General features: G+C 57.7%; 21 protein-coding genes and 1 pseudogene. 10 read left to right on the forward strand and 12 right to left on the reverse strand.

Features of this window, described 5'->3' with window-relative positions; all coding sequences use genetic code 11:
- A partial coding sequence (locus QNM96_RS22290) for a 3-hydroxyacyl-CoA dehydrogenase family protein (RefSeq protein WP_283839010.1) occupies positions 1 to 190 on the forward strand: 190 nt, incomplete at its 5' end.
- 579 nt (positions 191 to 769) lie between these two features.
- Here QNM96_RS22290 and QNM96_RS22295 read toward each other — a convergent pair.
- The 10 genes and pseudogenes from QNM96_RS22295 to QNM96_RS22340 all read right to left on the reverse strand — a co-directional run.
- Positions 770 to 1,222, reverse strand: a pseudogene (locus QNM96_RS22295) (helix-turn-helix domain-containing protein); the annotation flags it as partial.
- A 404-nt stretch (positions 1,223 to 1,626) separates the two neighbouring features.
- Positions 1,627 to 3,006, reverse strand: coding sequence for a VWA domain-containing protein (locus QNM96_RS22300; protein ID WP_283839011.1), 1,380 nt, complete (start codon positions 3,004 to 3,006; stop codon positions 1,627 to 1,629).
- Entirely contained in the window at positions 3,003 to 3,938 is a 936-nt protein-coding gene (locus tag QNM96_RS22305; RefSeq protein ID WP_283839012.1) for a MoxR family ATPase, read from the reverse strand. The genes QNM96_RS22300 and QNM96_RS22305 overlap by 4 nt, the downstream gene beginning before the upstream one ends.
- Positions 3,939 to 4,160: 222 nt before the next feature.
- Complete coding sequence (locus tag QNM96_RS22310) at positions 4,161 to 4,598, reverse strand: SRPBCC family protein (RefSeq protein WP_283839013.1); 438 nt, start codon at positions 4,596 to 4,598, stop codon at positions 4,161 to 4,163.
- A 124-nt stretch (positions 4,599 to 4,722) separates the two neighbouring features.
- On the reverse strand, positions 4,723 to 5,394 hold the full coding sequence (locus tag QNM96_RS22315; RefSeq protein ID WP_283839014.1) for a cyclase family protein: 672 nt from the start codon (positions 5,392 to 5,394) through the stop codon (positions 4,723 to 4,725).
- Positions 5,391 to 6,443, reverse strand: coding sequence for a molybdopterin cofactor-binding domain-containing protein (locus QNM96_RS22320; protein WP_283839015.1), 1,053 nt, complete (start codon positions 6,441 to 6,443; stop codon positions 5,391 to 5,393). Before QNM96_RS22320 ends, QNM96_RS22315 begins: the two co-directional genes overlap by 4 nt.
- Positions 6,436 to 7,785: a molybdopterin cofactor-binding domain-containing protein gene (locus QNM96_RS22325; protein ID WP_283839016.1), complete on the reverse strand. Its 1,350-nt coding sequence runs from the start codon at positions 7,783 to 7,785 to the stop codon at positions 6,436 to 6,438. The genes QNM96_RS22320 and QNM96_RS22325 overlap by 8 nt, the downstream gene beginning before the upstream one ends.
- Entirely contained in the window at positions 7,782 to 8,273 is a 492-nt protein-coding gene (locus QNM96_RS22330) for a 2Fe-2S iron-sulfur cluster-binding protein (protein WP_283839017.1), read from the reverse strand. Before QNM96_RS22330 ends, QNM96_RS22325 begins: the two co-directional genes overlap by 4 nt.
- Positions 8,270 to 9,115 (reverse strand): xanthine dehydrogenase family protein subunit M, encoded by an 846-nt coding sequence (locus tag QNM96_RS22335; RefSeq protein ID WP_283839018.1) that lies wholly within the window; start codon positions 9,113 to 9,115, stop codon positions 8,270 to 8,272. Before QNM96_RS22335 ends, QNM96_RS22330 begins: the two co-directional genes overlap by 4 nt.
- 397 nt (positions 9,116 to 9,512) lie before the next feature.
- Positions 9,513 to 9,935 carry a RidA family protein gene (locus QNM96_RS22340; protein WP_283839019.1) on the reverse strand — a complete coding sequence of 141 codons (423 nt, stop codon included), beginning with the start codon at positions 9,933 to 9,935 and terminating at the stop codon, positions 9,513 to 9,515.
- Between the two features lie 200 nt (positions 9,936 to 10,135).
- Here QNM96_RS22340 and QNM96_RS22345 point away from each other — a divergent pair, with 200 nt between their 5' ends.
- The 8 genes from QNM96_RS22345 (at position 10,136) to QNM96_RS23020 (ending at position 23,346) form a co-directional block, all read left to right on the forward strand.
- Positions 10,136 to 11,101 carry a sugar phosphate isomerase/epimerase gene (locus tag QNM96_RS22345; RefSeq protein WP_283839020.1) on the forward strand — a complete coding sequence of 322 codons (966 nt, stop codon included), beginning with the start codon at positions 10,136 to 10,138 and terminating at the stop codon, positions 11,099 to 11,101.
- 971 nt (positions 11,102 to 12,072) lie between these two features.
- On the forward strand, positions 12,073 to 16,164 hold the full coding sequence (locus QNM96_RS22350) for a PVC-type heme-binding CxxCH protein (RefSeq protein ID WP_283839021.1): 4,092 nt from the start codon (positions 12,073 to 12,075) through the stop codon (positions 16,162 to 16,164).
- 328 nt (positions 16,165 to 16,492) lie between these two features.
- On the forward strand, positions 16,493 to 17,821 hold the full coding sequence (locus QNM96_RS22355; protein WP_283839022.1) for an ABC transporter substrate-binding protein: 1,329 nt from the start codon (positions 16,493 to 16,495) through the stop codon (positions 17,819 to 17,821).
- Between the two features lie 44 nt (positions 17,822 to 17,865).
- Positions 17,866 to 18,792, forward strand: coding sequence for a branched-chain amino acid ABC transporter permease (locus QNM96_RS22360; RefSeq protein ID WP_283839023.1), 927 nt, complete (start codon positions 17,866 to 17,868; stop codon positions 18,790 to 18,792).
- Positions 18,789 to 19,889: a branched-chain amino acid ABC transporter permease gene (locus QNM96_RS22365; RefSeq protein WP_283839024.1), complete on the forward strand. Its 1,101-nt coding sequence runs from the start codon at positions 18,789 to 18,791 to the stop codon at positions 19,887 to 19,889. The genes QNM96_RS22360 and QNM96_RS22365 overlap by 4 nt, the downstream gene beginning before the upstream one ends.
- Complete coding sequence (locus QNM96_RS22370) at positions 19,886 to 20,644, forward strand: ABC transporter ATP-binding protein (protein ID WP_283839025.1); 759 nt, start codon at positions 19,886 to 19,888, stop codon at positions 20,642 to 20,644. The genes QNM96_RS22365 and QNM96_RS22370 overlap by 4 nt, the downstream gene beginning before the upstream one ends.
- Positions 20,641 to 21,390, forward strand: a complete 750-nt coding sequence (locus tag QNM96_RS22375) for an ABC transporter ATP-binding protein (protein WP_283839026.1) — start codon at positions 20,641 to 20,643, stop codon at positions 21,388 to 21,390. Before QNM96_RS22370 ends, QNM96_RS22375 begins: the two co-directional genes overlap by 4 nt.
- A 1,194-nt stretch (positions 21,391 to 22,584) precedes the next feature.
- On the forward strand, positions 22,585 to 23,346 hold the full coding sequence (locus tag QNM96_RS23020) for an IclR family transcriptional regulator (RefSeq protein ID WP_345782567.1): 762 nt from the start codon (positions 22,585 to 22,587) through the stop codon (positions 23,344 to 23,346).
- Between the two features lie 106 nt (positions 23,347 to 23,452).
- Here the strand turns inward: QNM96_RS23020 and QNM96_RS22390 are convergent, their stop codons facing one another.
- Together QNM96_RS22390 and QNM96_RS22395 are read right to left on the reverse strand one after the other, a co-directional pair.
- Positions 23,453 to 24,679, reverse strand: a complete 1,227-nt coding sequence (locus QNM96_RS22390; RefSeq protein WP_283839027.1) for a Tm-1-like ATP-binding domain-containing protein — start codon at positions 24,677 to 24,679, stop codon at positions 23,453 to 23,455.
- 1 nt (position 24,680) lies between these two features.
- Positions 24,681 to 25,514, reverse strand: a complete 834-nt coding sequence (locus QNM96_RS22395) for a phosphoenolpyruvate hydrolase family protein (protein ID WP_283839028.1) — start codon at positions 25,512 to 25,514, stop codon at positions 24,681 to 24,683.
- Between the two features lie 310 nt (positions 25,515 to 25,824).
- On the opposite strand from QNM96_RS22395, the gene QNM96_RS22400 reads away from it, so the two are divergent.
- Complete coding sequence (locus tag QNM96_RS22400) at positions 25,825 to 26,238, forward strand: cupin domain-containing protein (RefSeq protein ID WP_283839029.1); 414 nt, start codon at positions 25,825 to 25,827, stop codon at positions 26,236 to 26,238.
- Positions 26,239 to 26,747: the final 509 nt, after the last annotated feature.

Genomic DNA, 26,747 nt, shown 5'->3' on the forward strand with positions numbered 1-26,747 from the left:
CCTCGACGTTCGACTGCACATCGCCGAACACCTCCGTGAAGAACTCGGCGAGCGGTTCAAGCCGCCACAGACGTTGCGTCGGAAGGTCAGGGCGGGCAACCTCGGAAAGAAGTCCGGCGAGGGGTTCTACGTCTGGGAGGACGGCGAACGCATCGACACGAGCGGCGATCGGGACCAGCGTCCCGACTAACAAATCTTCGCAGAGCGAACGACGGAGGATGTTCGCAGCCGGAACAAGTCCGTCGCCGTTTTCGACTATCGTACGAGTGCTCCCGTCTCAAATCGGGATACTAGATGATTGAGAGTCGTTGCCCCGCGTTTTGTCTGTCGGCCACCGGCTCGACCACCCGAAAAACATCAGGAAAGAACTATACATTCGGATCAAACACACTGAACGGTTCCGCTCTCCGGATGTATCAGTATCAATATAGTGTTTAGCACATACCACTGTCATCGATAGAACGAGCGTGTGGATTCCCGACTGTGACTACCGGAGAGAGTCACACCGCTGACCACGGACTCGTCCCCGAATTCGTTCGTCTACAGTCTCTCAACCGACGTGATGCTTTGGACTCGTATTTAGCTTCTTCAGAACTAGTTACTCGAGTAGTACGTCCGTTCCTGCTATCGATTTGGACAGTGGCTCGACCAATTCGAAATCTGGGCGCTCTCCCCCTTCTCGCTCGCCCCGAGCGCTTTCGGGACCCTACGATGGCGTCCATCTGCCACCGCGTCTTGAGCGGCCGTCCGATGCGCCATCCCCACTGTGGGACTGTGAACTCGTTTTCCGTGCCGGCTCGTAGCGCAGTCCCGCTTCCTTCATCAGCCGCCGACAGCTCGGGATCGAATACTCGATATCGTACGTTTCCTCGAGATACCGTTGTGTCAATTCGGGCGTCCAGGCCGACGCGTCGTACCCAACTGCTGTCGGCGTCTCGTGGAGCGCTTGTTCGAACCGCTCGCGTTGCTCTTCGGTCAGCTTTCGAGGCCGTCCGGACCGATCCGCATCGATGACGGCCTGGGTAAGCGACTCGGACTCCAGGCGCTTGAGCCAACTGTAGATCGTCCGGCGTTCGACGTCGTACCACTCAGCGAGTTCAGTCTGCGTCACCCCGTTTTTGTACGCGATTGCCGCTAGCAGCCGCATCGTCGGCTTCTTCCCCTCGACCTCCTCGAGCGCTTCCTGAAGTTCCTCGAGAGAAAGTTCGTTCAGATGTTCCATTAGTGTGTTGTACTCGTGTGGGCAGTTAATTCTAATGATTTCACTGGAAAGCACTACTCCGAAAGATCCTTTCCGAAAAATAACGGTAGTAAACGAAATCTGGGAGAACGACGAATATGTATCCAATTTGGTTGGAATCGAATACTGACTCTCAGTAGCCGAGTTAGCCAGAGATTACACTCCGCCTCGTCCGGACGCCGGTAGCTACTGTTGTGTGGATTGACCTGTGCTTTGTGATGGATTGCCAGTTGATATTAACACCGAATCGGACGGACATATGAGGTTTCTGCATCTATCGGTAACAGTAAGGAAGGTGGTGAGACGAAGGTGAGTTCGTGATAGTTCGGCACCGATGTCGATACTACCTCCGCCTTCGAACCGTCAACAAGCAGCGCTCCCCACAGTCAACAATTTCGAGTCCGCTGATCGTGCTGGTACCCTACGTTCGTGCTGAGGCCGTGGAGCCGCAATTGGCGAGCGATCTCCGCAATGTCTTCGGTACCCGTGAAAGCGAACAGTCCGTCCAGGTACGGAAGAGACACGGCCATTCCCCCTGCAGTCGGTTCGTACATAGGGGATGCAGCCAACGGGTTCAACCACAGGAGGGCAGACGACAGGCGCGCGAGCCGTGCGACCCCCGCCTCGAGCCGGTCGATTTCGTCGACCTCCAGGCCGTCGCTGATCACGAAGACCGTCGTCGTTCGGTCGACCGCGTACGGGTGAGTTCGTCGTACCGATTCGATCGCGTGACCGATTCGGGTCCCACCGCCCCACTCCGTTTCCACACGCCGTAGTGCGCGGGCGGCGTTGGCAGTTGATTGTGCCTGGAACTGCGCGGTGACTTCCCGAACGCTGGTGTCGAAAAAGAATATTCGGACGCTTCGCCACGCGTCGGACACCGATCGGAGAAATCGAAGGAGGAATTCTCGATCGATCGTATCGAGGACGGATCGACTGACATCGACCAGTAGCAAACACCGCACTCCCGTCGTCCGGCGAGTGTGGCGGGGAATATCGGCAACGGTTCCGCCCGTGGCGAAGCTTCGCCGAAGCGCTCGTCGCATGTCGACCCTGTTGCCGCCGGTCGTGCGGTCCCATTGTCTGCCCCGAAGTGTCGCGATTGCACGCGTCATTTTTCGTACCGCCTCGTCTAGCCGTTCGGCGTCGGCTACAGCCGCCTCGTCGACCAGTTCGGGGGTGCCGGTTCGACTGTACGACGATACGGTCGATCGAACGGAGTCGTTCTCGCTGTTTTCAGCATCGATACGGCGGCGGGAATCACTCGAGTGCGACGACTGTTCGGATCGGTCCTCAGTCTCGTTGGATTCGTCGCCCCAGTTTTCCACCCCTGTATCCTCCGTCCGGTCGGTTGCGGGATCCGAACCGAGCGACCCGGAGTCGCACACGTCGTCGGATCGGTGCGGGCTCTCCGCCGCCGACGTGGCTGTCCGTCCGGACTCGCCTCGAGAGCGCTCACGTTCGCTGATCCCCGAACCGGCCAGATTCGTCAACCGCTCCCAGAACGGCGGGAAGAGCTCGTCGAAAACGTCCGTGTCGGTCCGTCGAGAGACGAGCGTTGTGCGTAGTGCGACTCGAACGCGTTGCCGGTCTCCGAACCCGACGACCGTGAGCGCCCGCATCGCGTCGATCCCCGCGTTCGCTGGGACGTCCGCGCCGGCGCGTCGCAGGTCTCGAACGAAGGTCGTAACGTGCGATAGGATGCGATCTCGAGCCGTGTCAACGTCCAAATCCAGATCGGGACGTTCGGTCCGTCTGTCGTTCACAGCTCCTCACCGGTGGTCCGTGCGTTTTCGCCCGCCGATAGGAGTGTTTCGACGAACTCGTTGTCGACGCGATTCGTGTCCTCGACCTCCTTGAGCAAGAGTCCGAGGGTGTGTTCGATGTCGGACCGAGAAAGCCCGTCATCATCGCCTTCTCGAAGTTCGGCGATCGCGCGCGCCCAGTCGAGCGTTTCGGCGATACCCGGTTGCTTGAGGAGCGTCTCATCGCGCAATCGCTGGGTGACGCCGACGAGTTCGGCGACCGTGTCACCGTCGAGTTCCGGGACCTTGCGCCGGACGATCTCCCGTTCCTTCTCGAAGTTCGGCGTTCCGATGTGGAGAAACAGACACCGTCGCTTCAACGCGTCGCTGAGCCCTCGAGTTCTGTTCGACGTGATGATCACCACCGGCGGTGTCTCGGCCCGTACCGTCCCGTACTCGGGGATCGACAGCTGAAAGTCCGACAGGAATTCCAAAAGGAGCGCTTCGAACTCCTCGTCGGCTCGGTCGACCTCGTCGATGAGCAACACCGGCGGCGTTTCTCCGTCCTGGTTGATCGCGCACAACAGCGGCCGTTCCAATAAATACGCTTCGTCGAAGACCGTCTCGCCGTCGGTCACACCGCGCTCGTCGGCCTGAACGGAGAGGAGCTGCTTCGTGTAGTTCCACTCGAAGAGCGCGTTCTCGGCTGTCAAACCCTCGTAACACTGGAGCCTGATGAGTTCTGTGTCGAACCCTTCCGCGAGCACCTTTCCCAGTTCCGTCTTGCCGCCCCCCGGCTCGCCTTCGACGAGAAGGGGTTTCCCGAGACGGAGCGTGAGCAAAAGCGTCGTCACGACATCGTCTTCTGCGACGTAATCCGTCTCGTCGAGAACCGTTCGAAGAGCTTGCTCCGTGAGGTCGGTAAACGCCGACGACCGATCGTGAGAACCCATTTTCCGTAGTATCGACCCCGACCATCAAAAATACTCTGACTGGTAAAACTCCAATCGAACCGATCCGATCGCTCGCCTGTTGACGTCCCTCTGAGAAGTCGTCTCTCTCGGAGGGGAATCTCCCCCATTACGGGGATCTTTCGGTCTTCCGCGACCGCTTGTCAGCAAGTCAGTTGCGAATTTTCGCCTTTCGTCGCTGCGGTTCTCAGCGAACGTGTTCGATCAGGAAAAGCGCTCCTGAAGATTATTCAACCCTCCCGTGAAGACAGGGGTGAGATTTTCCTTCGCGTCGTCCATGGTGCCGTCTTCGACGTCGAAGTACCCGACCCACTTCGCGAGCGTCCGATCGGTTTCGGTGATCGGGATCAGCCGCAACTCGCTGTGATAGTTGGTCTTGGCCCCGCCGCCCTCGAGAATGGTGTACTGATAGAATCGATCCGCATCCGAATGCGCGACGAGGCGTTCGCGAACGGTCTTCTCTCCCGCCTGGAAATTCCGGACCGACCCGACACGGTCGCCCGGACCGTCTTCCTCGAGCGTGCAGTCGGTGATGACCGGATGCCACTCGTCGATACGACCGAAATCGCGGACCGTCTCCCAGACGTCTTCCGTCGACTCTGGAATCACTTGGGAAACGAGTACCCTCGGTTGATACGTCATGTTGTGCTTGTTATATAATAACAAGACAGATATTAAAGATGGCGGTGTAACGGCAGTCGTTCCAACCCGTAGCCCTCACGACGGTGAATCTCACGACGGTAACCTGGTTACCGAAGCCGAGCGCTCACGATTCGAGCACGGCGAAAAACCGGGCGGGCGAGCCTTCCCCGCCTTCGACCTTGATGAACGGCCCGTAAAACGGAACTCGAGCGTCCGCGGGAAGTTCGGACAGATTCGTGAGGTGTTGCATGAGTATCGCACCGTTCTCGAGGATGACCTTATGCACCTGGAAATCCGCCGAGTCGAATTCCGGAAGGCGAGCCGGATACTCGCTGAAACAATCGAATCCGACGGCTTTCGCGCCGTTGTCGACGAGCCACTCGGCCGCCTCCGGCGCGCAGTAGGGTGAGTCGTCGTAATAGGTCGGATACTCTCCCCACGCTTTGTCCGTCCAATCGGTTCGAATCAGCACGATGTCGCCGTCACGAACGTCGGCCGCCCGCTCCATCACGGCCGCTTTCGTAATTTCGTCGTTCGGACCGGTCTCGCTCAGGTCGACGACGAAAGCATCGCCACAGACTCGGTCCAGCGAAACGTCCGCCGCCGTCTCTCCATCTTTTACCGTGTGTCGCTCGAAATCGACGTGTGATCCCGTGTGAAGGAGCATATCCACTTCGCTACTCTGCCAATGCCCGGGCCCTTTCGTGTGCGTTGTCAACTCGAGGTTTTTGTCTACGGACGGCGGGCTCAGCGTCTCTTCCCCGATAGGGACCGTCAGGTCGACGATTCTCGTCACGGTTCGTCCCCTCCGTCCCGATTCTCCGCGACGGGGGGTTCTTCCGAAGATTCTTTTTCGTCCTCCAGCGCGCGGAGTACCACCTCAGGAGTTACCGGTATCTCCGTGATCTGAACGCCGATGGCGTCCTTGATCGCATTGACGATCGCCGGGATCGGTGGAGTCGCGGACATTTCCCCGATTCCTTTCACCCCGTACGGGCCGGTCTGGGACGGTATCTCCAACACCTCGTACTCGATATCCGGGACTTCGCTGGGCCCCGGAAGACTGTATTCGCCGAAGCTTCCCGGCTTGTGATCGATGTCGGGATAGTACGGATCCGTGGTTTCGTACAGCGCGTGTGCCATTCCCATCCAAGCGCCGCCGATAATCTGTCCGTCGACCAGTGCGGGGTTTACCATCTGCCCGATTTCGTAGACGGCCTTCACCGTGAGGACGTCCACTTCGCCGGTCTCGGTATCCACCTCGACTTCCGTCACCACGGTCGCGTGAGCTTCGGTCGAGTCAGGATCCATCTCGCCGGTTTCGGGGTCGACGTCGCTCTTCGGTTTGAATCCGATGCCCCGCCCCGAGATGGTTCGACCCTGCTCGAAGTGGGCGGCCATCGCCGCGTCCATGACGCTGATCGAGCGATCCGGCGCACCCAGGACGTGGATGTTTCCGTCGCCGTCAGGCTCGAGATCGCTTGGTGCCGCTTCTAACTCCTCGGCCGCGACCTCCATGAGGACGTCTCGAGCCTCGTCAGCGGCGTCGATGACGGCGTTTCCGGCTCGGTGCGTCCCGCGGCTGGCGAACGTCCCCATACAGTGTGGCCCGGTGTCCGTATCTCCGGTGTCGACGATGATGTTGTCGACCGGGACGCCCATCGCGTCCGCGGCGATTTGTGCCATGGCCGTCTTCAACCCCTGACCCAGATCGGTGCTCGAAAGGGTGACGACGAAGTTTCCCGTGGTGGTGCTGTGGATCAGCGCCTGGGTGGGATCGCCGCCCAGGTTCATGCCGGTCGGATAGTTGACCGTCGCGAGACCGGTTCCACGACGTTTAGACACGGCTATCTCCCTCGTTGTCTTGTTCTTTAAAAGAACTCATCGTCGCATATTCGGGCGGCAGGTCGCGGCCCACCATCTCGGCCGCTGACTGCATCGTTTCGATGAGCGTTGCATCTTCGACTTCCTTTCGGTGGGGCGTGACATCGCCGTTCTGATAGGCGTTTTTAAAGCGCACTTCCCAGCGATCTAGTCCGAGCTCGTCGGCTATTTTATCCATCTGTCCTTCGACGGCGAACGAGGCGGGAGTGACGCCGAAGCCTCGCATAGCGCTGCTCGGCTGTTTGGTCGTGTACACGCAATAGCAGTCGAACTTGGCGTTTGGAATGTCGTAGGGTCCGCCGACGTTGGCGGCGTGTTTCGTTACGGCGTAGGGAGTGTGACGATTGTACGCACCGGCGTCGGCGTAGCTGGTGACCTGTCGGGCGACGATTTCGCCGTCGTCGGTGACGCCATCCTTGTAGTACATGCGCCACGCTCCGCGGGGTGAGGAGACCTGCATCTCCTCTTCTCTCGTGAACTTGTACTGGACCGGATAGCCGGTTTTCTTGGCGGCCAGCGTCGCCAGCGGTTCGACGATCACGTCGACCTTCCCGCCGAACCCGCCGCCGACCGTTCCGCCGACAAACTGGAGTTTGCTGAACGGAACGTCGACGATCATCGCCGTGTTGTCCAGCGAGAAATACAGCGCCTGCGTGTTCGTATAAACCGTAAACCGGCCGTTGGATTCGGGTTTTGCGATGGCGGCGGTTGTTTCGGTTGGGGCTTGCTCGATGGGACTGGTCTGGTAGCGCTCTTCGATGATGTGATCTGCTTCCTTGAACCCCTTCTCGACGTCACCGTATCGAACCCGCCGACACTCGTGTCCCTCGTACTCGAAGTAGTTCGTTCCCCACTCCTTCAAGGTCGGTGCGTCGGGCTCTAGGGCTTCCTCGACGTCGAACACGGCCGGCAGTTCCGTCAGGTCCACCTCGACCTTCGACGCGGCTTCCATCGCGGCGCGTTTGGTGTCGGCGACAATCGCGGCGATAGGCTCTCCCTGGTATCGGACCCTTTCTTCGGCGAGGAGCGGCTCTTCGTTCGGACCGATGTCGATCAGCCGCAAAATGGTGTAGATGTTGTTGGGAACGTCTTCGTGAGTCAGCGCGGTGACGAACCCTGATACCGCCTCTGCCTGGGAAGTGTCCACCGCCTCGATCTCGGCGTGTGGAACCGGACTGCGGACGACGTGAAGGTGCTTCAAATCCGGAAACGACCGGTCGTCGACGAATTCGGTCTGGCCGGTTACGTGGCCGTCTCCGTCTCGGCGGCGAACCGACGTTCCGACCGAGCGCAGTTCCTTCATGCTCCGTCATCCCCCTGGCCGTTCATCGACTCGGAAGCCGCTTCGATGGCATCCACGATCGGGTCGTATCCCGTACACCGGCAGACGTTTCCCGAAATCGCGTCCTCGATTTCCGCTCGAGAGGGGTCCGGGTTCCGCTCTAAGAGCGCCTCGGCGGTCATGATCATTCCGGGGGTACAGTATCCACATTGCATGGCGAAGTGATCGCGGAACGCTTCCTGAACGGGTGCTAACCCGTCGTCCGGCGTTATTCCTTCGAGCGTAGTGATCTCCGTTCCGACCGCGGCTTCGGCCGGAAGCAAACAGGACACGATCGGTTCGCCGTCCACGAGAACGGTACAGCTCCCGCAGCCGCCCTGTTTGCAGCCGGTTTTGGTTGCCATGTTGCCGAGCTTGTTTCTGAGAACGGACTGAAGCGGCTCCATCGGATCGACGATCTCTTCGACTGTTCGCCCGTTTACCGTTAATTCGACGATTTTTCCACTCATTTTGTTTCTTCCTGGTTGCGAAGTTCACACAGCGCGTTCGAGAGGTGATGGCGAATCATCTTTCGACGATACCACGCGCTCGCTATAGCATCCTCGGGCGGATCAGCTCCCTCGGCAGCCGCCTCGGCGGCCCGTTCGATCGCGTCGCGTTCGAGACGTTCCCCCTCGAGGATGTCCTCCGCTTCGTGCATCCGTACGGGGTGCGGTCCGGCACCGTTCAGTGCGATACGGACCGTTTCGACGACGCCGTCTTGTCGCTCGAGATTGACCGCGACCGTCACTATCGCTCGAGCCGGCTCCTGGCTACGGGTGTACTTCGTGTACGTCGTGTCTCCATCGATCGGCGGAAGGCGAACCGCCGTGACTAACTCGTCGGCCTCGATCGCGGTCGATTTTGGACCCGCGTAGAACTCCGACAGGGAAATCCACCGCTGTTCGTCCCGCTGTTGGACCTCGATCTCGGCATCGAGAGCCAGCAGGGCGACGGCGAAATCACCGAGCGGCGGCGGAGAAAAGAGATTCCCGCCGACGGTTCCCATGTTTCGAATCGACCAGCCGCCCGTGTGGCGTGCGGCGTCTCGTAGAAACGGCTCGTCGATTTTCTCGAGAACCCCCGTCAGGGTGAGCGTTGCACCGAGCGTTCGTTCTCCGTTCGACGATTCCACGAAATCGAGATCCAGGTCTCGAATGTCCATCACGCGGGCCGGAAACGTCTTGCCCTCGTTGATCGCAGGCATGGCGATGGTACCCCCAGAAATGATGTCGAGGGACGATCGGTACTCCGCTGACAGATCGAGCGCCTCCTCGAGCGTTTCGGGGCGATAATACGCCTCGATAGTCATTTCACCACCACCAATTGTCTACGAATGGCATGGTAATTGTAAACATCTCTAAACAGTGGGTCAACCCCGGTCCAATTAAATCTTGTGCACAGTCGGACCGGTGAACAAGGGGCACACGCTGTGCTCTTCCGTTTCTGGCGGTTTCGATGGGGACGGTGTCCCTGACTATACGTGCTATTACGTCGCCGATGTGACGGTTCGAACGCTCCATTCAGGTCGTCGATATGACGGTTCGAACGCCTCATCCCAGTCGTCGCTTTGGGGTCTCGGAACGACGAAACTGTTTCTCATACTGCCGGCTGTACCTCCGTGAAGATTTTCGCATCCCCGGGGCGACGAGAACTATGAACGACGTACAGCCGGCAGTATCAGTCGATCCGGGCGCGAGCACTGGCCTCTATATCGCTTCGGTCTCCCACTCGGTGTCAGGGATGATCGCATCCGCGTCGATCTCGATCACGGATGTCTCGTCTACCAGCGCGTTGACTTCGACGAGCGTACTCGCAGGGTAGTGTTCCCGGACAAAAAACTCGTGACGGACGTCGTGAACCGTTTCCAGAGCTTCTTCGTTCATGTACGGTTCTTTGATGTATACCCGAACGCGAACGACATCCTTCATGCTCCCGCCGAACTCTGCGACGATGTCCGCTATGTTGTCCAAGACGTCCCTGGTCTGTGCTTCAAGACCGGGTTCGCCCGAGATAATCCCCGAAACGAGCACACGCGTGTGGGTGGGCGCTTCGATCGCGACACCGTCCGAATACGCGACGTCGTGTTCGGCCCAATCGCCGGTTTCCGGATTACTAGCTGTCTTTTTCATCGGCCGTTGGAGACTAAGACGGACCTTCGTATATAAGTTGGCTGGTCGAAACGTTCGGGGAACCGACTCGAAGCCGCCGTCGGAGCGCGGTTTCGTGGTTACACGCTCGAGACCCGAACGCACCGATTATCGCACACTGAGTCAGACGTTAAACGATTCCGGTACGAATCTTTTTATACGTTTGCGGTCATTTTTTGTTCATGGATGTAGGTGTCCTGACGGTTGCACTCGCTGATGAATCGCTCGAAGACTGCCTGGCGTACCTCTCCGACCGCGACGTCGGTGCCGTCGAACTCGGATGCGGCGGTTTCGTCGGCGACGATCACCTTCCCGCTCAGGAGTATCTCGACGACTCGGACGCACAAGCCACTCTGCGCTCGCGCCTCGAGGAACACGACCTGTACGTGTCCGCACTGGCCACCCACAACAATCCGTTGCACCCGGACGAAGACCGTACACGAGAGGCTGACGAAGAACTCCGAAGCGCGATCCGATTGGCCGATCAACTCGACGTCGACACCGTCACGACGTTCTCGGGGTTGCCCGCCGGCGGGCCGGAAGATTCGGTTCCGAACTGGATCACGGCTCCGTGGCCGGGCGAACACCTCGAAGCGCTCGAGTATCAGTGGGAAGTGGCCGACTCCTATTGGAGCGACATCGCGGCGTACGCCGACGATCACGGCGTCGACGTCGGCCTCGAAATGCATCCGAATATGCTCGTGTACGAACCGCACGGGTTGCTCGAACTTCGCGAACGAACGAACGATCGGATCGGCGCGAACGTCGATCCGTCACACCTGCTCTGGCAGGGCATAGATATCGAGTCCGCGATTCGAAAACTCGGACGGGAGGACGCAATCCATCACTTCCACGCCAAAGATACCAAAGTGTACGACGACAATGTCCGCGAAAAAGGGATTCTCGATACGACCCCATACACCGAGGAGATCGACCGATCGTGGCTCTTCCGATCGATTGGGTACGGCCACGGCGAGGAATTCTGGAAAGCTGTCGTCTCGACGCTTCGCATGGTTGGGTACGACGGCGCGCTCTCTATCGAACACGAGGACTCGCTCACGTCTTCGCGCGAAGGACTCGAAAAAGCGATAGACGTCCTCAATCGTGCCGTCTTCGAAACGAGTCCCGACGAAGTGTACTGGGCGTAACCGAGAACCAACGCAAACGCTCCGCGTAACGTCGTCGCGCTATTGCGTCTCACGATCCGATCGGTGGACGAGGATTTTCACGGAGAACCGTTAGACGGATCGATGGACCTGCCGAACTCGTGTTACTGCGGCCGAGTTATGACCCGTCGATATGCGTTCTGATCTGGAGAACAAGTAGTACTACGTACTGTAATATCACCGGCGAAAGGAACCGAGGGGATGCCCGTCGGTCCGGACAATCGGAATTACCGCCGGATACTCTCTGTTCCCTATCTCAGAACGCCACATCGAATTTGGCACGGATTATTACAAATGTATTCGTGTAATCTATGGGGCGTTCGTTACAAACATGTGGAACGAGAGAACTCGTTGACGATGCTGACTGCGGGAGGTCCGAAAAAGAGGCGTTCGATGCCTCGACGATCATTTCGGCGGAAATCGACCGATTCGAATCGAACTCGATCGAAGCGCGAGAACGGAGAGTCACAGGTCGGCCGTTACGCTTCCAGCCGTCGAGCGCTGATTCGTTCTGACGCTGGCGAAACGCCTTCTGCGGATCAACACGGTCGATCGATCGCCGGCGATCCGCGAGTCGTTTTCTATTTCAAAAATCGAGGACATCTACTATGAACGGAATAAAGCAGACGCATGAATACTTATCTAAGACATTCGCGATGAGATTGCTGAGAGTGTGGGGTATTCTTTCGGTATCTGTGCTAACTGTCCCTCTCTACCCTTTCTCGATATTTCGGCTCGTCTGGTTTAGCGAGTACCGCTGTCCGGCTCCCGTCCTCCCGGCAACTGTTTCTCCCGGCACTACCCGGGAAATGCTCTCGAGTAGGTGGTTTGGATCCGCGCTCGGGAGGCGTTTCGTTCGCTGACTCGTCCGAAAGTGCAAGGAAATCTACACCAATCACTAACTTTCGGTAATTATTTATATTCCTGTCTGGATTGGAGTGGTGTGTGTTGACATGACAGACAGAGATAGCGGCGAATTACCGGTTAGCCTCAACAGGCGGCTGTTCATGCGGGCGACGGGCGGCCTTGGTCTCGCTGGGCTCACCGGCATCACCGGACAGGTTGGTGCACAGAGTGGACACGAAATCGAACTCGAGGCGATAAAAAAGGACGACGGTTACGCCGGCGGTCCGCCGGATCACGCCGGGCCGCCGGACCATGCTGGCCCGCCAGACCACGCAAATGGCGGAGGGCCACCGGACCACGCCGGACCACCAGACCACGCAAATGGCGGAGGACCGCCGGACCATGCTGGCCCGCCAACAGGTAAAGAGTACACCTATAGGTGGATCGGCGTCTCGCCGGTTGAGATAGAAGGCGAGGAAAATCCAACCCTTTCGTTGGTTGCGGGCGAAACGTACACCCTCGAGTGGACGAATACCGACGGGTCCCACCACAATTTCACGATTATCGACGACGAGGGATGCGAGCTTCTCGCGTCCGAAGGGACCGCCGAAGCGGGCGAAACGGAGACCGTCGAGTTCACGGCGACCGAGGAGATGGTCGAATATCACTGTGGCTCTCACCCCGACGAGATGAGAGGGTCCATAGAGATCGGCGAACCCGAAGATCCGATTCCCGACGATTGGATTCAGGTCCTCTACCTCGGTGGCGTCGAGGACGGGGCCGCCCACTTTTCGGAAGACCTCGTCGTCGAGCTCACGCCGTACTTGCTGAACCGAGGGATCAAAGTCGCCTATACCGAACGACAGGACGACCTCAATCCGGAGACGCTCAGCAATTACGACGCATTGATGCTGTACGGAAACCGCCTCGGGATGACCGACGAACAAGAGGATGCCGTCATCGACTTCGTCGAAGACGGAGGCGGCTTCGTTCCCGTACACAGCGCCTCCGCCTCCTTCACCGGGTCGGACCGCTTCATCGAACTCGTTGGCGGACAGTTCGAGTGGCACGGACTCGAAGAGATGACAACGGATCGCATCCAGCCGGACCATCCGGTCTTTGACGGCGTCGAGGAAATCGAAGCTGTCGAGGAAACGTACAGGCATATGAACTTGAACGACGATATCGAGGTCCTCGCCCACGGTGCCGGCGGCGACTACGAGGACGACGAGGAAGAGCCCTTTACCTGGGTTCGCGAGCAGGGAGACGGTCGGGTCTTCTACACCGCCTGGGGCCACGACGAGGGCGTCTGGGAGACGAACGGCTTCAAGCAGAAGATAGAAAACGCGATTCGCTGGACGACGGGCAACGAAGACACGATCGCCGACGACACCCGCGTGCTGGACGAACTGGAGTTCGTCGAGGCGGACGTTCCGTTCTACGGACCCGGCGAGCCGCCGGAAGAAGTCCTCGAGAACGATTCGTGGTCTCGGATGCAACACCCGCTCGACGTTTCGGAGTCACTCTCTCATACGATCACGAACGCCGAGTTCGATATCGACCACTACGTGAGCGAAGAAACGCTCCCCGGCGATCTGGAAGGCAACATCCTGGATATGGCGTTCGACGCTCGAGGACGCTGTTGGATCTCCCTTACCGCCGATTATCCGAACGATGCGGGTAACGGGGAAGACAAAATCCTGGTCTGCGACGATACGGACGGCGACGGTGAGCCCAACGAATTCACCGTTTTCAAGGACGGCCTCTCCATCCCCCTGAGTCTGACACCGTACGAAGACGGCGTGATCGTCTCGGAGATAGAGGAGAACCACGACGAGGGCCGAGTGGTCTACTTCGGGGACACGGACGGAGACGGCGTTGCTGACGTCGAGGAAACGCTGTTTTCCGGATTCGGAACCTGGGACACCCACGCTTCGCTCAACCAGATCGTCTACGGCATCGACAACTGGGTGTACGGCGCCGTCGGCTACGCGGGATTCGACGGTACCGTTGGCGACGAAGACCATTCCTTCGGTCAGTCGATCTTCCGATTCAGACCCGACGGCTCCGAACTCGAGCACATCGGTGACTTGCCGACGAACACGGCGGGGCTCGATTTCAGCGAGGAAGGGCTCCTTTTCGTCTCCGCCGCGACCAGCGGGACGCATCCGACCGCGTACTCGGCCATTCCGGAACGGTACTACGACCTGGTCAACGGGTTTTCGGCGAACGACATCCCCAGTATCCTCGACGAAAACTACAGTAGAACCGACGACGACAATCGAATCTTGCCGATTCACGACCGAGTGCGGCAAGTCGACCAACAGGGTGGCTTCACGGCGGCGACGGATCACGAAATCTACACCGCACGCGAGTATCCCGAACAGTACTGGAACCAGACCGGTTTCGTCGGCGAAGGGACCGGCCAACTGTTGGCAACGTTCTTCCTCGAACAGGACGGCGCGGGGTACACGGCTGTCAACCACAACAACCTCGTAAGCAGTAACGACGAGTGGGTTTCCCCGACGTACGCAAACGTCGGGCCCGACGGAATGGTGTGGTACATCGACTGGTACAATTACGTCTTCCAACACAACCCCACACCGGACGGGTACGAGACGGGCGACGGCAACGCGTACGAAACCGATCTGCGCGACCATTCCCACTCTCGGCTCTACCGCGTCACCTACGGCGAGGACAACGAAACCCAACCGCAGGATTTGAGCGACGCCGACTCGGACGAACTGGTCGATGCGCTGACGGACGACAACATGTTCTGGCGACTCACCGCCCAGCGGCTTCTGGTCGAACGCGGTGAGGACGACGTCGTCGACGACCTTGTCGACCTGATTGCTGACGACGGTCAGGACGAGCTAGGGCTCAACCCGGGCGCAATTCACGCGCTCTGGACGCTTCACGGGCTCGGCCTCCTGGCCGAAGAGACGGATGCCGAGGCGCTGGCCGCCGCGGAGGATGCCCTGACCCATCCGTCGGACGGGGTCCGCCTGAACGCGGTCCGGGTCTTGCCGGGTTCGGAAGCGACGCGCGAAGCTATCCTCGAGAACGACGTGTTGAACGACGACGACCAACGCGTGCAGATGTGGGCGCTTCTCAAACTCGCAGAGGTGCCCGAGTCGTTCGAGGTCGGTGAGCGGATCTTCGATGTGATCAACACGGGGGACAACGCCGAAGATACCCTGCTGATTGATGCGGCGTCGTCCGGCGGTTCCCAGCACGCTGATGGATTCGTTACCACGTACGAAGCGGAGATTGGTGACGACGATGATGACGATGAAGACGACGAGGACGATATGCCGAACCTGCTCAGCAACCCGTCCTTCGAGGATGCTGACAACGATAGTCCCGACGACTGGGAAACGAGCACCTGGGGTGGAAGCGGTGAGTTCTCACACGACGATTCGACGGCCAACAGCGGCGACTACAGCGCCCGAATCGATTCCGACGACGGTGCCGATATCTCGTGGAGCCAAACGGTTTCCGTCGAGCCAAACACCGAGTACACCCTCAGCGGATGGATCAGAACCGAAGACCTCGATGCGGGGACGGGGTACGGTGCGCAGTTCAACGCTCACGAAATCGGCCAAGATTCGTTGACCGACGCGGTCGACGGCGATACCGATTGGACGGAAGTCGAGGGAACGTTCGATAGCGGTGGCAACGATGAATTGACCATTAACGCTCTGTTCGGTGGGTGGGGCGAATCGACCGGAACCGCCTGGTTCGACGACGTGTCGCTCGTCAAGTCCGGCGATGCCGCGGAGGGCGGGCTCGAGTTGGTCTACGATCGCATCGTTCAACACCTCGAACTGGAAGACGAGGATGACGAAGCGGACGTTCCGGCAGACGTAATCGATTCGGACGAGGTGATCGAACTCGAGGGCGAGTTCGACCACTGGCTCGGCGTCGCCCCGGAGGAAATCGACGGCGAGGAGAACCCGACTCTCACACTGGCAGCGGACGAAGAGTACACCGTCGAATGGACCAACACCGACGGGGTATTCCACAACTTCGCAGTGCTCGACGACGAGAGAGAATCGCTCGTCTCGACCGACGGGATAATTGACGAGGGCGAGACGGAGAGGGTCGAATTCGTCGCAAGCGAGGAGATGACCGAGTATCTGTGTGAACCACATCCCGACACGATGTCGGGAGACGTCGTCGTGGAAAGTGGCGAGTAGGAAAGCGAGCAACCACGTTCGAATTTTCCGTTTTTGGAATGGACTCGAACGCGTTGGAGTGCGACCGTCGATCCGTCGAGCGATCGAGTAGTGGGAACCATCACTGCCTCACATGCCGTACTCTGCACCACTATTTACGTGTCGTACCCTGAACCGCCGACTCGGGCGATATCTCTTGAATTTGTTCCCAGTGATTACTTCGTCCCCTTGCGTTTCAAAACCCACATCAGCCGCCCAATTATATGTTATATCAGAATGTACTTAATTTAAAACAGGAAATACGATACCCACCCATACAATTATATTTGATGGTTCCCTTATCATTGGTATGCGGAATGAGAACACAGACTCGAGTAGACGAGATATTCTACGAAAGACCGGTGCTGTCGGCACGGCTGGCATCGTTGGGATGGCCGGCTGTTTGGGGGACGAAGATCCAGATCTCGGAAATTATCCACCAGAGGGGGATACCGTTACGTTTGGGTTGAATGCGCCACAGAGCGGGATTTTGGCACCCGACGGCGTCGTCCAATTCGACGCCTTCGAGATGGCGCTCGATCATCTCAACGAGGGTGGTGGCTGGGTCGATATGTGGGACGATCTCTCCGGCGATGGAGTCCTAGAGTACGAAGTCGAGGGAACGACGGCTGATAGCGCTGGCGATGGTGAAGCGTCCAGAGAAAACGTTCAACGGATGATCGAACAAGACAACATTCAGATGTGGACCGGCGGTGTCTCGAGCGGCGTTGCCGAGACGCTCCAAGAGGTGGCCCAGCAGGAACGCGTTCCGTACATGGTCAACCTGTCCACGTCGAACTTGATTACCGGAGAGCACGCGACCCGATACAGCTTCCGGACGGCTGCGCCAACCTATATGCTCGGTGCTGGTGTCGCGGACGTCCTCCCCGACGAATTGGGTGACGACTTGGACTTTTACCAGATCTACCTCGACTATTCGTTCGGCATCACCGGGCGGGAATCGATGTTAGAAAACCTCGAAGAGGCAGGGTGGACCGAAGTCGGTGCACAGTCGATTCCGGAGGGTGAAACTGATTACAGCGCACACCTCAGTAGCGCGATGGATTCGGATGCGGACGTCGTCATCCTGTCGACGTTCGGGGATGCGCTGACGAACGCGCTGTCACAGGCCTCGGATAGGGGGCTGAAAGACGAGATGGAGATCGTCGTCACGACGATGAGTAACTTCTCGCTCGAGCCGGCGAGCGAACACATCGAAGGAGTGTACGGGACGACCGACTGGAACGCCGAACGGGACGACGAGTACTCACAGGCGTTCGTCGAGGAGTACGAAGATCGATTCGACGAGACGCCCGGGTTCGCCGCGAAGTTGGTCTACGAGAACGTCCTTCTGTACGCGGAGGCAGTCGAGCGAGCCGATACGTTCAATCCACCGGAGGTCATTCGCGAACTGGAGGACTACGAGTACGACCATACGGGGGTCGGAGACGCCCATATGCGAGAGTGTGATCACCAGGCCCATCGGATGGTTCCGGTGGTACGTGGTCTCTCCGAGGAAGAACAGGAAGAAACCGGCCTGTACGTCGAACTCGTCGAGGAGGCTCCCCAAGACGTTACTACGTATGGCTGTGACGAAGGCCCGGCTGCGGATGTCGATCTGGGGGATCACGGTGACTAATGATACTCGCTTGCTGTCTCGACTAATAACATGTTACTAAGGCCATGATTGAATCAGCACTTTCGTTCCTGTTTCTGACATTGAGCGTCGCAGCGGTGTACATCCTGGTCGCGACAGGTCTTTCGATCACGATGGGAACGCTTGACTTTGCGAATATGACACACGCGGCGTTGTATCTCTTCGGAGCGTACATCGCTCTCGTCATCATCGGCAAACCGGAAGTCGGCGGTGTACTCGAGTCCGCCGGATTCTCCACCTTCGGCCTCGGCTGGGGGCTCGTTCCGGCGATAATACTGACGCCGATCATCGTCTTCGGAATCGGACTAGTACTCGAGAAGTACGTGGTTCGACCGCTTTCCGATCGCAATGTCGTCGATCAGATACTGATCACGTTCGGCCTCCTCTTTATGGCCCAAGAGCTAATGGCGATCCTCTTTGGCACTGGGGGCCAAACCATCTCGAGACCGGGCTGGGCTAGCGGGCCGTTGGCCTTACCGGGTATCGGAACCGTTTCACGATGGCGGTTTTACGTAATACTCATTACGGTCATCCTGATGGGCGCGTTACTGTTGTTCTACAAGAGAACAGACTTCGGACTCGTCGTCCGAGGGGCGACCCAGGACGCTCAGATGGTGCAACTGCTCGGTATCAAGGTCAACCGCCCGTACGCGTTCGTCTTTGGAATCGGCGCGGCGTACGCGGGAATCGCGGGACTTCTGGGCGGGACAATATTCGCAATTAACCACGAACTCGGTGTCGAGATCCTTATTCCCGCGCTTCTCGTCGTCGTCGCCGGCGGGATGGGAAGTATCAAGGGAACGATCGTAGCGGGCACGCTCTTCGGGTTAGCGTGGGCGACCGCCAACTCCGTCTACCCGCAGGGAATGGAAGCTAGCATATACCTTGTGGCGATCGTGATAATCATGCTTTGGCCAGAGGGACTATTCGGTTCGACGGGGGTGGAAATGTGAGCCTCCGCGACGTAACCGGACGTCTCAGCATCGGGAAGCCAACCCTGAGCTGGGAGTACTGGGACGAAATCAAAGGAACGGAGTCGTTCATTTTCGTTGCGACGACCGTCTTCGTGCTTCTCTGGTCGTGGCTCTTCGCTCGCGCCCCGATTACGAGTGCAGTCGGCGGCTACCAGTCGTTGGCCGTCACCGTCCTCATCTGGGGGATATTCGCGATCGGATTCGACTTGCTTCTGGGCCAGACCGGGCTGTTGTCGTTCGGACACGCCGTGTTCTGGGGAGGCGGTGCGTACGCCGCCGGTCTGTTCAGCTACTACGTGACGGGCGACCCATTCTTGGTGGTCATCGCCGGCATCGTCTTCGCGCTCGTCCTCGCGGCGGTCGTCGGATACATCGCGCTTCGACGCCACGCGGTCTACTTTGCGATTCTGACGCTCGCGATCGGCCAGTTCGTGTACTTCCTCGCCGTGTCCCCACTACAGGAGATCACCGGCGGCTACAACGGGTTCATCTACGTTCAGGTCGAACCGGTAGCGGGGTTCATCAATCTCAATCAACCGCTCCCCGGAGTACTCGGGACGTTGTGGTACGATCATCTCTACCTCTTCGTCGCGGTGTTCTTCGTCTTCGCCGTCGTTCTCGCGACGCGAATCGTCAAGTCCCCGTACGGGCTCGTATTTCGGTCGCTTCGTGAAAACGAACAGCGAGCGGCGTTCATCGGCATCAACGTCTGGCGGTACAAGTTCATGGCCTTCATCCTCTCTGCCGTGTTCGCCGGGGTCGCCGGTAGCCTGTATACGATTCACACGGTGTTCGTCTCCGTCGAATCGCTTTACTGGCTCATCAGCGGCGAGGTGGTTATTATGACCGTCCTGGGCGGATTGGGATCCGTGTTCGGACCGATCCTCGGAGCGATCCTCTACGTGTACGTCCGCGGGGTCGTCGATGGATTCCCGATCGTCGGACCGTACTGGTTCCTGATACTCACGACCCTGTTTACCGTCGTCGTCTGGGCCTTCCCACAGGGCCTGTGGGGAATTGTCGGAAAGATCGGTCAATCACTCCGCGGACTAACTCGCAGGTGGAACGACTCATGACATTCTTCGAAACGAGAGAGCTGACGAAATCGTTCAACGGATTAACTGCAGTCGACAACGTATCCGTCTCGATACGCGAAGGAGAACTGGTCTGTGTTATCGGACCGAACGGAGCCGGGAAAACGACCTTCGTGAACCTCGTTACCGGCATGCTCGAGCCGACCTCGGGCGAAGTCCTCTTCGAGGGGACCGACGTAACCGGCAGTGATCCACACGAGATAACCCAGGCCGGCATCAGTCGCTCCTTCCAGACGGCGTCGTTATTCACCAACCTGACAGTCGAAGAGAACGTGAAAGTCGCCGCGCTCGCGGCTGAACAAGGATCGTTCCGGGTGAATTTCTTTCGACGTCTCGATGCCTATCCGGCGGTAACCGAGCGAGCGCAAGCGTTGCTCGAGCGGTTCAACCTCGTTGCCGACCGGAACATGGACACGGGATCGCTCTCTTACGGAGACAAACGCCGACTGGAGTTGGCTGTCGCCATGGCTAACGATCCGCGGTTGATATTTATGGATGAACCGACGGCGGGTATGTCTCCTGAAGAGACGCAGGCGACGACGGAGTTGATCAAGTCCATTCAGGAGGAACGAACGATGGGTGCCGTGATGATCGAACACGATATGGACCTCGTCTTCGACCTCGCTGACCGAATCGTCGTGTTAAACAGGGGAGAAATAATCGCCAAAGGGACGCCAGGCGAGATACGGGAACACCCGGAAGTACAGGAAGCGTACCTCGGCGGGGTGAAACAATGAGCTTGCTCGAACTGGACGATGTCCATTCACACTACGGCCCCAGTCACATCCTCCGGGGTGTCTCGTTGACGGTCGAGCGAGGCGAGGTCGTAACGCTCCTGGGCCGAAACGGAGCGGGGAAAACGACGACGTTGCGAAGTATTATCGGCGCGACCCCTCCGGAAGTGTCGGCTGGTCGTATCGCCTTTGGAGGGGAAGATATCGTCGGAAATTCCCCGGAAGACATCGTGATGAACGGGATCGCTATCGTTCCCGAGGAACGGCGAGTATTCGGCGATTTTACCGTCGAAGAAAACTTGCGGATGCCGGACATCTCCCGACAGGATTGGAACACGATCCTTCGCGATATGCCGGTTGAGGACGAATCAGGGATGAACGACGAGGAAATTTACGAACTCTTCCCGCGACTCGAAGAACGACGCGAACAGTACGCGGGAACGCTCTCCGGTGGAGAACAGCAGATGCTCTCTATCGCCCGAACGCTGAAACTCCCGAACGTCGACCTGTTACTGATGGACGAACCGACGGAAGGACTCGCTCCGCAGATCGTCGAGTCCGTCCTCGATTCGATCGAACGGATCGCGGAGACGGGAACGACGATTTTGCTGGTCGAACAGAACTCGACCGCCGCTCTCAAGGTAGCCGATCGGTGTTATATCCTCGACGACGGGTCGATCGTGTATCAGGGGAGCTCCGAAGAACTCGTTGCAGACGACGACGTTCGTCTTCGGTATCTGGCCGTCTGATCACGCCAGCGGGCCAACTGCAACGGTACGACACAGCGGACCGGCTTTTACCCAGCCCTCACCCACCTGGGCGTCGTCACCGACGAAAGCGGGATCAACTCCGACCGGCGAGCGACCAATACGTCGTTCACGTTCTCGATCGGACGGGGTGTGTTCTCCGCTCGACCGCCGCGTTCTCCGATCTGACTTCGACACGATCCACCGGGAGCGACCGGGTCCCGTCGCTCGAGTCGATCTTCTCGTATAGTTGTTTGTCGGTCGGCTTCGAAAGGCTGGAGTGCTCGGCTTTGCCCCGGACGAATCGCCATCTCGATCAGCGTCGTCCATACACAGACACGCAAACAACGGCTGTTGTTCGTTCTCTTATCTGCCCTCACTAGCTGGCTCGTTCATCGGTTCGACGAAGTATCTAGTCGGACACTTCAGATCTCCAGATAACGCACTCTCGATACCCCTAACGAGTCTTCTCTTGACACGCACGACCGTGGGCGCAACGGCGCGTTTGTTCGATATGCACTCTGTTTTAGGGCCTCCTTCTTAGGAATACATTCTCTATGTTAGAACGATCTGAACGTTGACTACGAGAATATTTCCGACTGTTCGAACCCTTAAGTCTTACATACATATGGGTGTCAAGGGACGACTCGTTACAGTCTCTCTTCGTCGAGAGCTATCGAACTATCGTTATTGGATACTAGTGTTCTCTATTTCGAGAGGGCCGAAAAACGAGAAGGTAGCGTCTGTCGAACGGATGGCTTGTCGTGTTTCCGTGGCCGACCCGAAAATCACGGACTCCATCCGAAATATCGCGCGTACTCGATACGGGAGTTTCCCAACCGACGTGTTAGTCGGTCTTCGTAGAGAGATGGTCCGTTCCAGTTGCTGGCGTCTTTCAGCCGATGAACCTCCGTAATGGATTCTTGTTGTGAAATAGAAAACTGACTGGTGAACTGTGAGGAGAACCAATAGTATTCGGTGACTTATATAGCACACCTAATTGAGTACACAATCCCTTCCCAAACCGTTGACGAATGCCGTTTGAGATGATTGATTGATCTTTCCCAATATGTATTATTCTATATATGATCGCATTAGGAAATAGCACGGGTCTGGTGAAATATTACTCAAGTTCGGGGCGTATTGTTTTCTATTATAGAATAAGGTTTAATGTTCTTGGGAGAGAGTGTATGTCATATGGGAAAAAGAGCCAAACACCCCGTGCGTACTACTGCCAAATCACTGGAGGTTATAGAAGCGCTCAACCGACTAGGAGGCGCCCGGGTCACGGAGTTAGCGAACGAACTCGATATGGGAAAGAGTGCAGCCCACAATCATTTAAGCACGCTCGAAGAGCACGGATATGTCGTCCAAGAGTCAAAGACGTATGTTCTCAGTCTCAAGTTTTTAGATATTGGCGGGCAAATACGCAATAGAACTCCCATCTACAAAGTTGCCGAGCCAAAAGTACGGGAGTTAGCCGACACGTCCGGAGAGCTAGTGCATTTGGCAGTCGAAGAAGGTGGAAAGGGTGTCTACCTGGCCCGATCAAAAGGCGATCAGGCCGTCGATCTCGACACGTATATCGGCTGTAACCACCACATGCACAACTCCGCCTTCGGCAAAGCGATTTTAGCGCAGTTACCGTCGGAGCGTGTCGATGAAATCATCGATCAGCACGGTCTCCCGCTAGCAACACAACAAACGATAACGACGAAAGACGAACTCCTCGACGAATTAGATCGAACACGAAAGCGTGGCTTTGCGGTCGACGATGAGGAGCGAATTGCGGGGCTCCGATGTATTGCGGCACCGATTAGATTCAACTCGGACGTTATCGGCGCAATCAGTATTTCGGCACCGACAGCGCGAATCGACGACAACTGGGAGACAAACGAGTTCGTCGACCAACTCTGTAACACGGCAAACGTAATAGAACTAAACAAGTACCACGTTTGATAGGGTCGGTTGTCCCTGTTTACCGGTTCGTTGCCAGAGCGCGGTGTCGAATGGCCGGAAATGACTGACAACCGACCCTATGACTCACCGTTTTGTTCCCTGTTCGTTAGTCGGCTTCCGGTTCCTCCGTCTCGGTCAAATACTCGTCGAGTTTCTTTGCCATGGCTAGTGCAAAATCTTCGTCGTTGATGTCGGTTTCGCGCTCGACGACCTCGACCGCTTCGCCCGCGGTATCTCGGAGCGCGTCGAACAGCGCCTCGTCCGCGGCTGGATCGTGGAACTCCTCACCGTCGATGTCGATCGCCGAAACGCCCTTGAGCGGAAGATACAGGGCCGTTGGCGCCGTCGATTTCCGGAGTTTTTCCCCGATAATCGCGCCCAACTCGGCGTTTTCCTCCGACGTCGTTCGCATCAGCGTCACCTGCGGGTTGTGAGCAACGAATTGACGCCCCTCGAACTCCTCGGGAACCGTCTCACGCGGGCCGAAATTAACCATATCGAGCGCACCCGTCGAGACCACCTGGGGGATGCCCGCTTGGGCTGCGGCATCGAGTCGATCTGAGCCGGCGCTCAGTACGCCGCCGACCAGTTCGTCTGCCCACTCCGTGGTCGTAATGTCCAAGACCCCGTCGATTATGCCTTGGTGAACGAGGTTCTCCATCGCTCGGCCACCGGTACCTGTCGCGTGGAAGACGATCGTCTCGTATCCCCTTTCCTCGAGATACTTTCGCGCGGCCTGGGCACAGGCGGTCGTAACGCCAAACATCGTGATGCCGATCGTGAGTCTGTCCTCGATTTCGATGTCCGGGTCGTTCGCGACCATCCCGACCATCGCGAGTGCCGCGTTGGCGATGACCTGCTGTGAGAGTTGATTGAGACCCTCGATGTCCGCAACGGAGTACATCATCATCACGTCCGTCGCACCGACGTAGGGTTCGATATCACCTGAAGCCATCGTCGAGACCATCAGTTTGGGAACGCCGACGGGTAACGATCGCATTGCCGTCGTCCCGATCGACGTGTTCCCCGATCCACCGAGACCGAATACGCCGTCGAGAACACCGTCCTCGTACAGGCGCTGCACAACGGCGACAGCACCCTCGCCCATCGTCTCCATTGCCTCGCCGCGGTTGACATCGTCTCGAAGATGCTCGAGAGTAGTGCCAGCTGCGTCGGCGACTTCGCTGGCCGGCGTGTCCGGTTCGATTTGTGGGGCCCCCATTACGCCAGCGTCGACAATGTGAACGCTGACGCCCCGGGATTCGATGACGTTTCTAGCGAATCCGATCTCCTCGCCTTTCGTGTCCAACGTTCCGACGATGACCACTGCCATGCTAGATCTCGATTTCCTTGAATTCGCGGGTCTGTTCCTGAATCGCTTCCTCTGTCGCAAGCCGTTCGATACTCGAGGCGCCGAAGAAGCCGGCGACTCCTTCGGTGTTGTCCAGCACGTATTGGGCGTCGTCCGGCCAGGCGATCGGGCCACCGTGGCAGATGACGATGACGTCTTCGTTGATATCCCTGGCCGCGTCGTGGTGGTCCTGAACGCGGTCGGCAGCTTCGTCGAGGTCGAGCGAGGTCTCGGCTCCGATGTCCCCGGAGGTCGTTAGTCCCATATGCGAAACGATGACATCGGCACCAGCCTCGGCCATTTGGCGGGCCTGTTCCGTCGTGAATACGTACGGGCACGTCAGCATTCCCTGGCTTGCGGCCTCCTGAATCATATCGACTTCCTTATCGTATCCCATGCCGGTTTCTTCGATGTTCTGACGGAACCGACTCTCTTCCTCGAAGAGTCCAACGGTCGGAAAATTCTGTACTCCGGAAAAGCCCCGACGCTTGAGATCCTCGATAAAGACGTCCATCTGGCGGAACGGATCAGTCCCGTTGACGCCGGCCAATACCGGGGTATCCTCGACGACCGGAATGACTTCGTGACCCATCTCGAGGACGATTTCGTTCGCATCGCCGTAGGGAAGTAACCCGGCTAGTGATCCCCGTCCGTTCATCCGATAGCGACCGGAGTTGTAGATGATCAGGAGGTCGACACCGCCACGCTCAGCGAACTTTGCCGAAATGCCGGTACCGGCACCCGCGCCGATTATCGGCTCGTTATCAGCGATCGTCGCTCGTAGTCGCGAAATGGATTTTTCTCGAGTGAACGCCATAATTCATCCCTATGAATCAGGGGAACAGTATTCAATGTTTGGGTTAGCTTATGAATTGTGTTCGAACGTATAACGGAACGGATAGCCGAGATCGAAAACAAGTTGCGCTCGACACGTATTTTGGGAGGTGATTTTGGACGCTCCCCATCCCGTCGTCAGGACGGGATTAGATGACCACGAAGAGTGAGCATCCGCGCCGAATCAGTAGCTGTTCCACCGCTGTAGCGCCAGAATCCGTTTGCTGACGGACTCCTCAGACGCTACCGGTGGGATACAATTAAGATGTTGCACGGAACATATGTGTGTGTAAATGGCAGACAATTCGTTCATCAGCAGTGAGGATGTCTCGACACAGGTATTCGACTGGGGAACGCTCAAGTGGATGGCAACACCCGAAGTGAACGACTCGGTGCGGTTCAGCGCAGGCGTCGTTCAACTCGAGCCGGGAAACGGACACGATCTCCACACGCATCCGGACAGCGAAGAAACCCTCTACGTTATAAACGGGAACGGTGAACAAACCGTCGACGGCGACAAACAGGATGTGGGCCCGGGAGACATGATTCACATTCCGAAGGGTGTTGAACATGGGACGGAAAACACCGGCTGGGAAACACTCCAACTGCTGGCGGTCTATTCACCGCCCGGTCCCGAAGAGCTCTTAGCCGAAATGCCTGACTGCGAGATCGTTCCGGCCGGAGAAGTACCCGTTCGAAACGAATAACCTACCGTTTGGCTCGGTGTTTGGCTTTCTAACGGTTGGATCAGTTGGGTTTGTCAACAACGCGTTGAAACCGGTCGGGCGCATTGTTTTGTTCGCTTCGTGCCCTCTCTAGAACAGTATCAGTCTGCAAACAGACGACTTCGGCGTTACTGAGTTCCGTACTCGTGATACGGGAACAGAGGAATCGATCGCGACAAATCGACATCGTCGTCGTCGTCCGTCTCGAGTAGATCCGTTTCTCGAGATATTCGGTTGGAAAACATCGTTCGATCCACGTCGTGAAACCGCATTTGATTTTCTCGTATCTCCTCGAACGCACCTCATTTATTTACATTAGTATATTTGTAAGTGGGAATATATCGCTTTCTCACATGGTAGAGACAATCTCTCATGGATTATAAACTCTTGTATCCGTACCCGTATCTACCGGTGCTGACCGATACTTCAAACTGAATTCTCACGCCGAGCACACGTGAAAAATAATGGTTCTCTCGTTTCGCTACGCAACT

It is taken from the genome of Halostagnicola sp. A-GB9-2 (assembly GCF_030068615.1).
GTDB lineage: Archaea > Halobacteriota > Halobacteria > Halobacteriales > Natrialbaceae > Halostagnicola.

Excerpts from the sequence above, each read along its gene's own strand:
- QNM96_RS22375 (WP_283839026.1), top strand. The coding sequence starts at position 20,641 with ATGAGCTTGCTCGAACTGGACGATGTCCATTCACACTACGGCCCCAGT.
- QNM96_RS22330 (WP_283839017.1), bottom strand. The coding sequence starts at position 8,273 with ATGAGTGGAAAAATCGTCGAATTAACGGTAAACGGGCGAACAGTCGAA.
- QNM96_RS22355 (WP_283839022.1), top strand. The coding sequence starts at position 16,493 with ATGCGGAATGAGAACACAGACTCGAGTAGACGAGATATTCTACGAAAG.
- QNM96_RS22305 (WP_283839012.1), bottom strand. The coding sequence starts at position 3,938 with ATGGGTTCTCACGATCGGTCGTCGGCGTTTACCGACCTCACGGAGCAA.
- QNM96_RS22395 (WP_283839028.1), bottom strand. The coding sequence starts at position 25,514 with ATGGCGTTCACTCGAGAAAAATCCATTTCGCGACTACGAGCGACGATC.
- QNM96_RS22390 (WP_283839027.1), bottom strand. The coding sequence starts at position 24,679 with ATGGCAGTGGTCATCGTCGGAACGTTGGACACGAAAGGCGAGGAGATC.
- QNM96_RS22350 (WP_283839021.1), top strand. The coding sequence starts at position 12,073 with ATGACAGACAGAGATAGCGGCGAATTACCGGTTAGCCTCAACAGGCGG.
- QNM96_RS22325 (WP_283839016.1), bottom strand. The coding sequence starts at position 7,785 with ATGAAGGAACTGCGCTCGGTCGGAACGTCGGTTCGCCGCCGAGACGGA.
- QNM96_RS22335 (WP_283839018.1), bottom strand. The coding sequence starts at position 9,115 with ATGACTATCGAGGCGTATTATCGCCCCGAAACGCTCGAGGAGGCGCTC.
- QNM96_RS22360 (WP_283839023.1), top strand. The coding sequence starts at position 17,866 with ATGATTGAATCAGCACTTTCGTTCCTGTTTCTGACATTGAGCGTCGCA.
- QNM96_RS23020 (WP_345782567.1), top strand. The coding sequence starts at position 22,585 with ATGGGAAAAAGAGCCAAACACCCCGTGCGTACTACTGCCAAATCACTG.
- QNM96_RS22340 (WP_283839019.1), bottom strand. The coding sequence starts at position 9,935 with ATGAAAAAGACAGCTAGTAATCCGGAAACCGGCGATTGGGCCGAACAC.
- QNM96_RS22310 (WP_283839013.1), bottom strand. The coding sequence starts at position 4,598 with ATGACGTATCAACCGAGGGTACTCGTTTCCCAAGTGATTCCAGAGTCG.
- QNM96_RS22370 (WP_283839025.1), top strand. The coding sequence starts at position 19,886 with ATGACATTCTTCGAAACGAGAGAGCTGACGAAATCGTTCAACGGATTA.
- QNM96_RS22345 (WP_283839020.1), top strand. The coding sequence starts at position 10,136 with ATGGATGTAGGTGTCCTGACGGTTGCACTCGCTGATGAATCGCTCGAA.
- QNM96_RS22400 (WP_283839029.1), top strand. The coding sequence starts at position 25,825 with ATGGCAGACAATTCGTTCATCAGCAGTGAGGATGTCTCGACACAGGTA.